The sequence below is a fragment of the Rhodopila sp. genome (assembly GCF_035548095.1).
Lineage (GTDB): Bacteria > Pseudomonadota > Alphaproteobacteria > Acetobacterales > Acetobacteraceae > Rhodopila.
The window spans coordinates 1-12,813 of record NZ_DASZUV010000013.1 but is presented as its reverse complement, the minus strand read 5'-3'; the positions used below and the strand labels follow the sequence as shown (position 1 = coordinate 12,813).

13 protein-coding genes are annotated in these 12,813 nt (G+C 68.3%); 8 read left to right on the top strand and 5 right to left on the bottom strand.

The window, feature by feature from the left end:
• Window positions 1–622, top strand: a 622-nt coding sequence (locus tag VHC04_RS10650) for an SDR family oxidoreductase (protein WP_325680894.1), incomplete at its 5' end; no start/stop codon positions are given.
• A 19-nt stretch (window positions 623–641) separates the two neighbouring features.
• On the opposite strand, the gene VHC04_RS10645 is transcribed toward VHC04_RS10650, so the two are convergent.
• Both VHC04_RS10645 and VHC04_RS10640 read right to left on the bottom strand, forming a co-directional pair.
• The gene (locus VHC04_RS10645; protein WP_325680892.1) at window positions 642–812 is read right to left on the bottom strand and encodes a hypothetical protein; all 171 of its coding nucleotides are present in this window, start codon (window positions 810–812) and stop codon (window positions 642–644) included.
• A gap of 8 nt (window positions 813–820) precedes the next feature.
• A complete protein-coding gene (locus tag VHC04_RS10640; RefSeq protein ID WP_325680890.1) occupies window positions 821–1,291 on the bottom strand; it encodes a MaoC family dehydratase in 471 nt (156 codons plus the stop codon).
• A gap of 358 nt (window positions 1,292–1,649) precedes the next feature.
• On the opposite strand from VHC04_RS10640, the gene VHC04_RS10635 reads away from it, so the two are divergent.
• Both VHC04_RS10635 and VHC04_RS10630 read left to right on the top strand, forming a co-directional pair.
• The gene (locus tag VHC04_RS10635) at window positions 1,650–1,832 is read left to right on the top strand and encodes a CsbD family protein (RefSeq protein WP_325680888.1); all 183 of its coding nucleotides are present in this window, start codon (window positions 1,650–1,652) and stop codon (window positions 1,830–1,832) included.
• Window positions 1,833–1,845: 13 nt separating this feature from the next.
• Window positions 1,846–1,998, top strand: a complete 153-nt coding sequence (locus VHC04_RS10630) for a DUF3309 family protein (RefSeq protein WP_325680886.1) — start codon at window positions 1,846–1,848, stop codon at window positions 1,996–1,998.
• Between the two features lie 118 nt (window positions 1,999–2,116).
• On the opposite strand, the gene VHC04_RS10625 is transcribed toward VHC04_RS10630, so the two are convergent.
• Window positions 2,117–2,710, bottom strand: a complete 594-nt coding sequence (locus VHC04_RS10625) for a superoxide dismutase (RefSeq protein WP_325680884.1) — start codon at window positions 2,708–2,710, stop codon at window positions 2,117–2,119.
• Window positions 2,711–2,856: 146 nt separating this feature from the next.
• On the opposite strand from VHC04_RS10625, the gene VHC04_RS10620 reads away from it, so the two are divergent.
• Both VHC04_RS10620 and VHC04_RS10615 read left to right on the top strand, forming a co-directional pair.
• Complete coding sequence (locus tag VHC04_RS10620; protein WP_325680881.1) at window positions 2,857–3,639, top strand: squalene/phytoene synthase family protein; 783 nt, start codon at window positions 2,857–2,859, stop codon at window positions 3,637–3,639.
• Between the two features lie 330 nt (window positions 3,640–3,969).
• On the top strand, window positions 3,970–4,749 hold the full coding sequence (locus VHC04_RS10615; RefSeq protein ID WP_325680879.1) for a restriction endonuclease: 780 nt from the start codon (window positions 3,970–3,972) through the stop codon (window positions 4,747–4,749).
• 51 nt (window positions 4,750–4,800) lie between these two features.
• Here VHC04_RS10615 and VHC04_RS10610 read toward each other — a convergent pair whose 3' ends face one another.
• Window positions 4,801–6,009, bottom strand: coding sequence for an MFS transporter (locus VHC04_RS10610; protein ID WP_325680877.1), 1,209 nt, complete (start codon window positions 6,007–6,009; stop codon window positions 4,801–4,803).
• Window positions 6,010–6,214: 205 nt separating this feature from the next.
• Here VHC04_RS10610 and VHC04_RS10605 point away from each other — a divergent pair, with 205 nt between their 5' ends.
• Together VHC04_RS10605 and VHC04_RS10600 are read left to right on the top strand one after the other, a co-directional pair.
• Window positions 6,215–7,078, top strand: coding sequence for an alpha/beta hydrolase (locus VHC04_RS10605; RefSeq protein ID WP_325680875.1), 864 nt, complete (start codon window positions 6,215–6,217; stop codon window positions 7,076–7,078).
• Window positions 7,079–7,352: 274 nt separating this feature from the next.
• Complete coding sequence (locus tag VHC04_RS10600; RefSeq protein WP_325680873.1) at window positions 7,353–8,747, top strand: MFS transporter; 1,395 nt, start codon at window positions 7,353–7,355, stop codon at window positions 8,745–8,747.
• Here the strand turns inward: VHC04_RS10600 and VHC04_RS10595 are convergent.
• On the bottom strand, window positions 8,683–10,968 hold the full coding sequence (locus VHC04_RS10595; protein ID WP_325680871.1) for a xanthine dehydrogenase family protein molybdopterin-binding subunit: 2,286 nt from the start codon (window positions 10,966–10,968) through the stop codon (window positions 8,683–8,685). The genes VHC04_RS10600 and VHC04_RS10595 overlap by 65 nt on opposite strands.
• Here VHC04_RS10595 and VHC04_RS10590 point away from each other — a divergent pair.
• Window positions 10,949–12,763: a thiamine pyrophosphate-requiring protein gene (locus VHC04_RS10590; protein WP_325680869.1), complete on the top strand. Its 1,815-nt coding sequence runs from the start codon at window positions 10,949–10,951 to the stop codon at window positions 12,761–12,763. The genes VHC04_RS10595 and VHC04_RS10590 overlap by 20 nt on opposite strands.
• Window positions 12,764–12,813 lie beyond the last annotated feature (50 nt).

Below are 12,813 nucleotides of genomic sequence, written 5' to 3'. Positions count from 1 at the left end.
GAACAATGCCGGCATCCTGCGCGACGTCATCTTCCACAAGATGACCGAGGATGACTGGCTGTCGGTGATCTCCGTCCATCTGAACGGCAGCTTCTTCGTCTCCCGCGCCGCGGCGGAGCACTACCGCAAGCAGGAGAGCGGGTCGTTCGTGCATATCACCTCGACCTCCGGGCTTGTCGGCAATCTCGGCCAGGCCAACTACGCTGCCGCGAAGCTGGGCATCACCGCGCTGTCGAAGTCGATTGCATTGGATATGAAACGGTACAATGTCCGTTCCAACTGCCTGTCGCCCTGGGCCTGGAGCCGCATGACCAGCTCGATCCCCACCACGACGCCGGAGCAGAAGGCGGCGGTCGAGAAGGCGCAGAAGATGACGCCGGACAAGAACGCGCCGCTGGCGGTGTATCTGTCCTCCGACGCGGCCAGGGACGTCACCGGCCAGGTGTTCGGCACGCGAATGAACGAGATCTACCTGTTCAGTTCGCCGCGCCCGATCCGCATCGTGCACCGCGCCGATGGCTGGACGCCGGAGACGATCGCCGAGCAGTGCATCCCGGCAATGAAGGCGGCGTTCATGCCGCTGGATACGTCGGAGCAGTTGTTCGGTTGGGACCCGCTGTAATCCCGCAAAAGGGGGAGCATTACCGCTCCCCCTCCGGCTTCGTAGGCGCGGCGGCCCGCTTGCGCGCCTGATCCTTTCGCTTCAGCAGGTTGGCACGCAAGGCCGCCGCCTCCCGCGCCATCCGATCCGCCTTGGCGGGCTGGCTGGCGGACGTCCGTTGTGGCTTGTCCTTGGAGGGCGGGCGGCTCATCGCGTGTGTCAGCCGGATTTCGGCTGCTTGCGCATCATCGCCTGGCGCTTGCAGATCGCCACCATCTCGCCGCGCTGGTTCCAGCACGTGTGCTCGAACTCCAGGATGCCGACCTCCGGCCGCGACTTGCTTTCGCGCATCGCCAGTACCTTGGACCGGGCGCGCAGCGTGTCGCCATGGAAGACGGGCTTGGGGAAGCGGACCTCGGTGAACCCCAGATTCCCCACCGTGGTGCCCAGCGTGGTGTCATTGACCGACACGCCGACCATCCAGCCCAGCGTAAAGATCGAGTTCACCAGCGGCTTGCCGAATTCGGTCTTCGAGGCGAACTCGGCGTCCAGGTGCAGCGGCTGCACATTCATCGTCAGGTTCGTGAACAGCACATTGTCCATTTCCGTCACCGTGCGGGTCCAGGGATGCTCGAATTCCTGCCCGATGAAAAATTCCTCGTAATACAGACCGGCCATCGTTTCCCCCATTGGATGTGTTCCGGGACAACTCATACCGGACGGCCGCGTCCTGCCAAGAGGGTCGCTCGCCAAGAGGGAAACTCGCCAAGAGGGAAATCTGACGGGCGGGGACGTTTCTCACGCCGCCGTGACGTCAAGTTTAATTGATACGGCGCCCATACGACTTGTTTCGCCAGCACTGGCCACGATGTTCCTCTCCGTGAGCAGCCGCGGAAAGGATAGCCATGTTCTCACTCGCCGGTCGATGCCGGCTCGTTGCCATGGCCGCGGCGCGGCATCCCTGCGACGGCCGCTGCTGTCGGAAGTGTGAGGTCACAACCGCGCGACTGACGCGCGAGACTGAACCCGTTTTGAAGGAGAACCGACCATGGATAAGGATCGTGTCGAAGGCGTGATGCATCAGGGCAAGGGCAAGATAAAGGAAATGGCCGGCAAGGTGACCGGGGACGCGAAGACCGAGGCCGAGGGCAAGGCAGAGCAGGCGGCGGGCAAGGTGCAGAATGCCGTCGGCGGCGCCAAGGACGCCATTCGTGACGCCGTGAAGAAGTGAAGGATCGCCGACCATGTCGACAATCCTGCTGATCATCCTGATCCTGCTTCTGCTCGGGGCGCTGCCGACATGGCCGTACAGCGGCGGCTGGGGGTATTACCCCAGCGGCGGGTTGGGATTGATCCTGCTGATCGTGATCATCCTGGTGGTCGCGGGACGAATATGAACACGCACCACGAAGGGCGGGCGGGGACATTCCCCGCCCGTTTTCGTTTGGCCGCACGCCATCGCGCAGACAGCAAAAAACCGGGCCCCGCGGGACCCGGTTTTTCCAATGCCGCCGATCAGAGCTTCGATTCGGCGTATTCGTAGTTGGCCAGGTTATCCAGCCAGTTCTGCAGATAGTCCGGCCGGACATTGCGGAAATCCAGGTAGTAGCTGTGCTCCCACACGTCGCAGCCCAGCAGCACCTTCCCCTCGCCGGTGGCCAGCGGGTTGGACCCGTTCGGCGTCTTCGTCACCTTCAGCTTGCCGTCCGGCGCCAGCACCAGCCAGGCCCAGCCGGAGCCGAACTGGCTGACGCCAGCGGCCTTGAACTCGTCCTTGAACTTCTGGACGCTGCCGAAATCCTCGTTGATCTTCTTTTCCAGCTTGCCGGGAATCTTGCCGCCCGTCGGGCTCATGTTCTCCCAGAAGATGATATGGTTCCAATGCTGGCCGGCATTGTTGAATACCGGACCGCCTGCGCCGGCGGTCGACTTGACGATTTCGTCCAGCGACTTGCCTTGCAGCGACGGATCCTTCTCGACGAAGCCGTTCAGGGCCACGACATAGGCGTTGTGGTGCTTGCCGTGGTGCAGCTCCAGCGTCTCCTGGCACATCTTGCGGCTGGCGAGCGCCGACGTGGAATAGGGCAGGGTCGGCAGTTGGAAAGCCATGCTGTCCTCCGATGGGTTGTTCGGATAAGGCCCGAAAGCGGCCTGATCGTTAGCTATGGCCGGCCCGCGGACCCGTCAACCCTGCCCGCCGACGTGCGGTCTGCCCTTGCCGGCGCCGCCGGGCCGGGGCACCTCCCATGCCCAGCATGACCGCTGCCACAGATGACATTGCCGCAACCGTGCGGCGCCACGATCCGGACCGCTTCCTGACCGCGCTGTTCGCCCCCGCGCCGCGCCGCGACACGCTGATGGTCCTGTACGCCTTCAATCATGAGCTGGCGCGCGCGCGGGAAGTCGCCAGCGACCCGACCCTGGCGCTGATGCGCCTGCACTGGTGGCGGGAGGTGGTGGAAGGCGCGCCGCGCCACCACGAGATCGCCACGCCGCTGCGCCGCATGATCCAGGCGGGCAGCCTGGACCCCGCATATCTGCTGCCGCTGATCGAGGCGCGGGACCTGGAGGCCTATGGCGACTTCTTTGGCGACGCCGAATGGCGCGACTGGGTGCTGGCCGGGCCGGGCGGGCTGGCCGTGGCCGCCGCCGCAGCGCTGGGTGCTCCGAACCCGGAAGTGGCACGCCCTTACGGAGCGGCCTATGGCGTGGCCGGCCTGCTGCGCGCCAGCGGTGCCCTGGCCGCTCGGCGGCGTTGCCTGTTGCCGGCGGCGCTGCTGGCGCGGCACGGCCTTGTGCCGGAGGGATTCATCGAGGAGCCCGATGGCGTCGCGGCCCAGCGGGCTCTGCGCGAGGTGGCCGAGATCGGCCTTTCCTTCCTGCGCGCCGCGCCGGCCGTCCCGCGGGCTGCCGTGGCCGCCGTGCTGCCGGCGGTGCTGGGCCGCCGCGATCTGCGCCGCTGGCCGAAGCCGCCGGGGCCACGTCGCCTCGGCGACCGGCTGGCGGTCACCTGGGCCGGACTGCACGGCCGGCTGTAGTGGCAGCCCTGCCGCCGGTGTTCTCCCCACCCGCGCGGCGCTGGCGGTATAAGATCAGGGGCCCTCGATCTGGCGCTTTTCCTGCCATGGTCGGCGAAGGCCGACTGTCCATGCCAGCAATCGGCGAAGGCCGACTATCCATGCTAGCGATCGGCGAAGGCCGACTGTCCGCACGAGCGATCGGCGAAGGCCGGCCATCCATGCTAGCGGTCCCGGGGTGGCGCGGCCGTCGCCGGAAGCCGGGTGTGGCGGTAGCCTTCGCCGACCCTGGCGTGATGCGCCGGGCCGGATAGCGGATGATGTCATTGCACGGGGTTACCACGCGGTCGGATGGTCTCACTGGTCGTTCTCCTGGGCCTGCTTGCCGGCGCCGCCGCCATTGTGCTGCGGCAGCCGCATGGCCCGGCATCCTGGGTCGTGGCCGGGCTGCTGCTGCTCGCCGCCATCCCCGCCCTGCGCCTGACCGGTCGCGCGGCGGCACGCTACACGCTGCGCCGCCAGGTCATCGCGCTGACGCAACAGCACCTGACGCCGCTGCTGCGCCGTCGCGCCCAGCTCGTGACGCCGGACCCATACGGCAAGCCGCAATTCGGCCGATGGGAAAAGGAGATCGACTATTTCATCCGCCAGCATGTCGAACCGTCGATCACCCGCGCGGAACGCAAGGCGCTGACGCGTCATCATGACCGAATCGCGGCGCTGATCGCCGACCGGGTGGAAGCCGCGCTCGAAGCGCGCCCGGCGCCGCACGGATTTTCCGACGCCATGACCCCCTCCGCCTACGAAGCCTTCTGCGCCGACCAGCTCCGCCTCGCCGGCTGGACCGCGCGGACGACCCTGCAGAGCCGCGACCAGGGCGTCGACGTCATCGCCGAAAAGGACCGGGTGCGCATCGTCCTGCAGTGCAAGCTCTACACGCGGCCTGTCGGCAACAAGTCGGTGCAGGAGGCGGCGGCGGCGCGGGCGCATGAGGATGCCGATTTCGCCATCGTCGTTTCCAACAACCGGTTCACGCCGGCGGCGGAACAACTGGCCGCCACCAACGGCGTGCTGCTGCTGCACCATCGCGACCTGCCGGGGATCGACGCGGTGCTGGCGTCGCGGCAATGATCAGCCCCTGCAGCCGGCCCGGGCAAAGGCCGGCCGACGCGCCCCCTTGGATCAGCGCGGCAGCCGCAGCGTGAACAGCAGCAGGGCCGCCACCGCGCCGGTCGCGCCGGCCAGCAGCAGCACATGCAGCGGTGTCAGCGTGGCGACCACCGGCGCCGTCACCGCTGGCGCCAAGGCCTGGCCGAGTTGCACCGGCACCGCAAGCCATCCCAGCATCAGCGCGTAGCCCTCGGCGCCGAACAGCGCCAGCGGCAGGGTGCCGCGGTTGATCGTCATGATCCCGTTGCTCATGCCATAGAGCAGAACGAACAGGATGGCGGCGGCCAGCGGGCCGATCCAGCCGGCGGTCAGCAGCAGCGCCGCGCCCAGCGGGAACAGCATCGCCGCGACCCTGGCCTTCACCAGCAGATCGATCCGGGGGCCGATCGTCCATTCCAGGATGCGCCCGGCGACCTGGCCGGGGCCGATCAGCGCCGCGACCGAAACCGCCTCGGCGGCGGTCAGGCCGATGCCGCCTATCAGCTCCAGCACATGCACGGCGATGGCCGAGGTGATGAACCAGCGCAGGGCGAAGAACCCGCCCAGGCAGGCCACCGCCAGGCGTTCCGGCCGGTGCCCGGACCCGTCCGCGGGCGTGGCGATGGCGGCGGACCGCGGCCGCGGCGGGGCGGGCGGCACCAGAAGCCAGACCATCGGCAGGTTCACCAGCAGCATGATGCCGGCATAGGCCAGCAGCAGGCCGCGCCAGCCCAACGGCCCGATCAGTGCGGAGCCCAGGGTCCAGAAGACGGAGCTGGCGAAGCCGGCGACCAGGGTGATGCCGGTGATGGTCGGCGCGGCTTCCTGCTTCAGCAATCCGCCGACCGTCGCGAACGCGGCATCATACAATCCCATCGACATGCCGACGCCGATCACCGTCCAGCCCAGAAACCAGACGATGACATCTGGCGCGGCGGCCAGGATCATCTGCCCGGCGGCGATGACGACGATGCTGGTCAGCAGGGCCCCGCGCCCGCCATGGCGATCGATCCAGTGGCCGACACGGGGCGCGCAGGCCCCGCTGATCAGCAGCGCCCAGGAGAATGCGCCGAGGATGGCGGAGGAGCTGGCATGCAGCCCCTCGGACGCGCGGCCGGCCAGGATGGCGGGCAGGTAGAAGCTCATGCCCCATGACAGGGTCTGGTTGATGCCCAGCACGGCGCCCAGCCGAGCGCGAGGGATGGGCGGAGAGGGCAGGGCGATCTCCATCGGGTACAGCATCCCGGCCCTGCCGGGCGCTGGCAAGACAACGCCGCGGGCCGGCCATGGATGGCGCGGCCGGTTATCCGTATGACGCCCCGGGTCCTTTGGCGCTCTGTCCTTTGGCGCCCTGTGTCCTTTGGCGCCCTGTGTCCTTTGGGCTCTGTTGCCCGGCGGCTCGGCTCGGGCCTACACTCGGCGCCAAAGCACGAAGAGGAGCGTTCGGATGAGCAGTCAGTCCTTCGACTACACCGTCGCCGATTTCAACTACATCGAGCATCCGGATGGACCGCAGCGGCTTCGCCTGTTCATGCCGGTCGGCACCGGGCCGTTTCCGGTGATCGCCGCCGTGCATGGCGGCGCCTGGTGCAACGGCGACCTGACGGACAATGAGGCGCGGGACCTTGCGCTGGCCAAGGCCGGTATCGCCGTCGCCGCGCTGAATTTCCGCCATGCCGGTGCCGGATATCCGGCGTCCTCCATCGACATCAACTATGCGATCCGGTGGCTGAAGGCGCATGCCGCCAAGCTCAATCTGCGCGCCGACAAGGTCGGCATCTCCGGCCAGAGCAGCGGCGGGCACCTGGCCATGCTGGCCGCCATGCGTCCCGCCGATCCTCGTTACGCTGCCATACCGTCGCCGGATGGCCCGGACGGGAACAAGGTGGATGCCTCGGTCGCCTGCGTGGTGATGCAATGGCCGGTGATCAACCCGCTGTCACGCTACCGCAATGCCAAGGCGCTGCAGGCATCCGGCAGTCCGCCCGCCTGGGTCGGGGACATCCCCGACCGTCACGATCTGTACTGGAAGACCGAGGCGGCGATGGAGGAAGGCAACCCGATGCTGATCCTGGAACGCGGCGAAAAGGTTGCGCTGCCGCCGGCACTGTGGATTCAGGGGCGCCCGGTCGATGGACCGCACGATTACCGGGATCCGGTGGGCAACCAGGATGTGAACGAGCCGGAACGGTTCATCCGCAATTACCGGAAGGCGGGCGGGACGATCGAGATGGCCGAGGTCGCGCAGGCCGATCGCGCGGCGGAATCCATTCAGCCGACGCTGGATTTCTTCCGCCGGCACCTGACCTGAGGTCGGGCGCCCTGGACATTGACCGCCGGCGGCCCCTTCCGCGGTGAGGCTTGCCAAGGCGCGCACCATCGTGGCGGGCGCCATCATGGCCGGCAGTATCATGGCGGCATGGGGCCGCCTCCCGCGTCTTCGCCGAGAATGCCCCGACCGACCGTGGTCTTCTGGATGAAAGAGCGCCGATGCGGGGCCTGCGAGCAAGAGTGTCTTCCGTGAATCATCCTCCAGGACGTCCGGCCCAGAGGCATCCCCAGAGGCATCCTCAAAGGCGTCCGGCGTGACGCCGCGCGCGCTGGCGTCCCTGCTGATCGTCGGGCTGGGTACGCTGGTCGTGCCGCTCGATTCGTCGGTCAATATCGACTTTCCCTATATCGTCCGGCGCTTCGAGCTGCCGATCCCGATGATCCAATGGGTGGTGATCAGCTACGTGCTGACCCAGACCAGCCTGTTGCTGAGTTTCGGGCGGATCGGCGACATCCTGGGCTATCGCCGCATCTTCCTGCTGGGCACCGGCATCAGCACCGTGGCCTTCATCGCCTGCACGGCGGCGCCGAGCTACGGCTGGCTGCTGGGGGGGCGGGTGGCACAGGGGATCGGGGCCGGATTGATCCTGGCGGTGGGACCGGCGCTGGCGACCTCGCTGTTCCCGGAAGAACAGCGCGCCCGCGTGCTGGGCCATTACATGATGATGTTCGGGCTTGGAGCCGCGCTTGGTCCCTCGATCTTCGGTCTTGTGGTGGAACGGTTTGGCTGGTCGGCGGTCTTCCTGTTCCGCGCGCCGCTGGCCGGGGCGGCGTTCCTGCTGGCCTGGACCCTGCCGAAATCGCCGCGGGCCGACCGGCAGGAGACGTTCGACGCGGCCGGCGGCCTGTTGCTGGCCTTGGGGCTGAGCCTGTTCCTGCTGGCGCTGAACCGGCTGCGGGAGCCGTTGTGGTTCGGCGTGTGCGCCATCGGCTGCATCGTGGCGTTCCGGCTGTTCCTGCGGCGGCAGGCACGGGCACAGCGTCCGATCATCAATCTGGGCCTGTTCCGCGACGGCACCTTCACCATGGTGAACCTGGCTTTTGCGCTGGCCAACCTGGCGCTGTTCTCCATCATGCTGCTGTCACCGTTCTACCTAAGCAACGTTTCCCGTTTGTCCGCGCCGGTGGCGGGGCTGGTGCTGGCGACCTCGCCGCTGGGGATCATGGTCGCCGCGCCCCTGGCCGGGCGGGTGGTGGCGCGCTGGTCGTCCTGGACGGTGGCGATTGCCGGCATGGCGCTCACGGCGGTCGGGCTGGCCGGCATCTCGCTGGCCGGCGAGGTGCCGCATGAGCTCCTGCTGTCGGCCGCGATGTTCGTCGCCGGCTTCGGCATGGGGCTGTTTCAGGTGGCGTATTTCGACATCCTGACCGCGACGATCCCGCAACGGGATCGCGGTGTCGCGGGCGCGCTGGGCATGGCGACGCGCAGCATCGGCACGGTGACGGGCGCGACGGTGCTGATGCTGGTGTTTCAGCTGCGCCAGGCAAACCAGGGTCTGGTTCCGGCGCTGCAGCTGTCCTTCCTGGTGGCGGCCGCGATCCCGGCGGTGCTGGTGGCGCTGGTGCTGTGGCAGCGCGCGCGCCTCAGCCGCGCCGTTGCAGCGCCCGCCACACGCGATACGGCGAGGCGGCCCCGCTCAGGCCGGTGACACCGACCGCATCGGCGATGGCGTTGCCGATGGCGGGGAACAGCGCGATCGCCCCGGCCTCGCCGCAGCCTTTTACCCCGAGCGGATTGGTGGTGCAGGGCGTGGGGGAGAAACGCAGATCGAAGCTGGGCAGGTCGCCGGCGCGCGGCATCGCGTAGTCCATGAAGCTGGCGACCGGCTGGCCGCTGTCCGGATCGTACCGGGCATGTTCCAGCAGCGCCTGGCCGGCGCCCTGGGCGATGGCACCATGCGCCTGGCCCGAGGCCACCATCGGATTGACCAGCACGCCGTAATCATCGACCGCGGTCAGCCGTTCCAGCGTGGTGCGCCCGGTGTCGGGATCGACTTCCACCTCCGCGACATGGGTGCCGTTCGGGAAGGTCATCGCTTCGCGTGTCCAGCGGTGATAGGTGTCCAACGGGTCGTTCTGTTGACGTGCCAGATCGGCGACGTCCAGCAGGGCGATGGTCCGGTCGGTACCAGCGACCCGGAATTGCCCGTCCTGGAACACGATATCGGCCTCGGCGGCTTCCAGCGCTCGGGCCGCGACCGGCTTGCCCTTGGCGACGATGATTTCCGCCGCGCGATGGATGGCCGTGCCGCCCATATAGGTGGCGCGGGAGCTGCCATGGCCGCCGCCCATCGGGATCAGGTCGGTGTCGCCCTGCTTCAGCGTGATCAGCGCGTTCGGAATGCCCAGCCGGTCCGCCACGATCTGCGGCATGGTGGTCTCGTGCCCCTGGCCGATGGTCTGGGTGCCCATGATCAGGGAGACGGTTCCGTCGGGCTCGAAACGAATATCGACGTTCTCGGTCGGCAGCCCGCCGGTGCCCTTGATGTGGCAGACGATGCCGATGCCGCGCCTGCGGCCATCGCGTTCGGCCCGCGTCCGGCGGGCGGGAAAGCCGGCCAGGTCGGCGGCGTCGACGGCGGCGTCGAAGTGGCGGCGAAAGTCGCCGCTGTCCACGACGAAGTTCAGTGCGTTGGTCATCGGGGTGGCGGCGACAAAGTTGCGGCGGCGCAGCGCGATGCGGTCGAAACCGCAATGCGCGGCGGCGGCATCGATCAGCCGCTCCATGATGTTGGCCGCCTCGCCGAAGCCCGGACCGCGGGTGACGCCGATCGGCGTGGTGTTGGTCATCACTGCCCGCACCCGCAGCGAGACGGCGGGAACATCGTAGACGGTGCCTTGCAGATGCACATACTGATTGGTCTGCACGCCGCCGGCGCTGCCCACCAGATAGGCGCCCAGATTGGCGATGCTGTCGACATGCAGGGCCAGGAATTTGCCCTCGCCGTTCAGCGCCAGGGTTGCCCTGGCCTGGTGGTCGCGCGCCTGGTGATCGCCCAGAAACGTTTCGGTACGCGTGGCGATCCATTTCACCGCCCGTCCGGTGCGGCGCGCCGCCCACAGGATCAGCGCATGTTCGGCATAGGGAAAATTCTTCGCCCCGAAGCCGCCGCCGACATCGGGCGCGACGAAGCGGATCATCGATGGATCGACGCCCAGCACCCTGGCGGCGGCATCGCGGTTGGTATGGATGCTCTGGCTGGAGACGAACAGGGTTGTGCGGCCGCTGGCCGGATCGTGCACGCCGATGGCGCCGCGCGGCTCCATCGGATTGGTGACGACGCGATGATTTTGCACGTCGATGGTCACGACGTGGGCGGCCGAGCGCAGGGTCACGTCGACGTCTTCCGCTTGGCCGCAGCGCCAGTCCAGGCATAGATTGCCGGGGACAGCCTCGCTCAGCAGCGGGGCGCCGGGGGACAGCGCCTTGTCGGCCTGGACAACGCAGGGCAGCGGATCGGCGTCCACCGCCACGGATTCGGCGGCATCCATCGCCTGGTGCTTCGTTTCGGCAATCACCAGCGCCACCGGTTCGCCAACGTAGCGGAGTTTCTCCCGCGCCAGCAGGGGCTGCGGCAGGAAGCGCAGAGGTTCGCCGGTCTGCGCGTTGGTGTCGGCGGTGGGATGCAGCGGGTTCAGCCGGTCGGCCGCGACCTCGGCGGCCGTCAGCACCGCGATCACGCCGGGTGCCGCGCGCGCCGCCATCGCATCGACCCGCCGCAGGATGGCATGGGCATGGTCGGATCGGACGAAGACCGCGTGGGCCAGCCCGTCGAAGCGCAGGTCGTCCAGGTAGGCGCCGCGGCCGGTGACGAACCGGGCGTCCTCGCGCCGGCGCGGCGTGTCCCCGATGACGGCGCGGTCGGTCATGATTGTCTTCCTGGCGTGTCCCGCCGGGAGTTTCGCGTGCGTCCGCGACGGGGGCAAGCCCGCCTTGCCGCCCGCCTTGCCGTTCGGCCGCCGCCTGCCTAGGGTCGCCGGCAATCACGCCAATCCCGGGAAGGAACCCTGCATGCGCACAGCCGACGCGATCGTCGAGATCCTCAAGCGAGAGGGCACGACAACGCTGTTCTGCTTCCCCACCACCTCGATCATCGAGAATGCGGTGGCCGCCGGCATCCGCCCGATCATCTGCCGCCAGGAACGGGTCGGCGTCGACATGGCCGACGGCTATGCCCGGGTCACCAATGGCCGGCCGCCCGGCGTGTTCGCCATGCAGTACGGTCCGGGGTCGGAGAATGCGTTTCCCGGCATCGCCACCACGTTTTCGGACTCGGTGCCGGTGCTGTTCCTGCCGCTGGCGCAGGCGGTGGACCAGTCGCAGATCTTCCCGACATTCCGGTCCGCCGTCACCTATGCCTCGGTGACCAAGCAGGTGGAGGAGATTCGCACGCCGGCCTCCACCGCCGACGTGATGCGGCGCGCCTACGCGGCGCTGAAGAACGGCCGGCCCGGCCCGGTGATGGTGGAAGTGCCGCGCGACCTTGCGAACGCCGAGACCGGTTTCGACTCACCGGCCTATACGCCGATCCGCCCGACCCGCTCCGCGCCCGACCCGCGCGATGTGGAGGACGCGGCGAAGCTGCTGGTGGCGGCGAAATGCCCGGTGATCCTGGCCGGGCAGGGGGTGCTGTACGCCGAGGCATCGGATGAGCTGGTGGCGCTGGCGGAAGCGCTGCAGGCCCCGGTGATGACCACCGTGGACGGCAAAAGCGCGTTTCCGGAAAACCACGCGCTGGCGCTGGGCTCCGGCGGCAATACGTTCACCGGCCCGGGCCGGCATTTCCTCTACACCAAGGCCGACCTGATCCTGGGCGTCGGCACCGGGCTGAACCGCCATCCGCTGACCACGCCGCCGCTGCCCAAGGGCGTGCCGGTCATCCACGCCACCAACGACACGCGCGACCTGCACAAGCAGCACCGGACCGAGGTGGCGATCCTCGGCGACGCCCGCCTGACCCTGGCGGCGCTGGTCGCGGCGGTGAGGGACCAGCTGGGCGGGCGGATGCCGAATGCCTCGCCGGCGGCCGAGATCGCGGCGGAGCGAGCGACCTGGCTGGAACGCTGGCAGGCCAAGCTGACGTCGAAGGAAACGCCGATCACCCCGTATCACGTGATGGCGGAGTTCATCCGCGTGATCGATCCCGCCGAGGCGATCGTGACACATGATTCCGGCAGTCCGCGCGACCAGCTATTGCCGTTCTACGTGGCGACGAAGCCGCGCTCCTATCTGGGCTGGGGCAAGTCCCACCAGCTGGGCACCGGCCTGGGCCTGGCGATCGGTGCGAAGGTGGCCGCGCCCGACAAGTTCTGCGTCAACTTCATGGGTGACGCGGCGTTCGGCATGACCGGGCTGGATATCGAGACGGCGGTGCGCGCCGGCATCCCATCCTGCACGATCGTGCTGAACAACAATACGATGGCGATCGAGATCCCGCACATGAAGCTGTCGCACGACGTCCACAAGGCACGCGACCTGGGCGGCAATTTTGCCGAAACCGCGAAATCGCTGGGAGCCTGGGCGGAGCGGGTGGCGGACCCGGACGATGTGGCGGCGGCGATCCTGCGGGCCAGGCGCGCGTCGGAGGACGGCCGTACCTGCCTGCTGGAGTTCGTCACCAGCGCGGAAACCGCCTTCTCCCACCGGAACGGGGCGGCGGCCTGAACCGGTCCCGCACCGGCGTTCACCTCATCGGGATGGACGCCGGTGCGGGA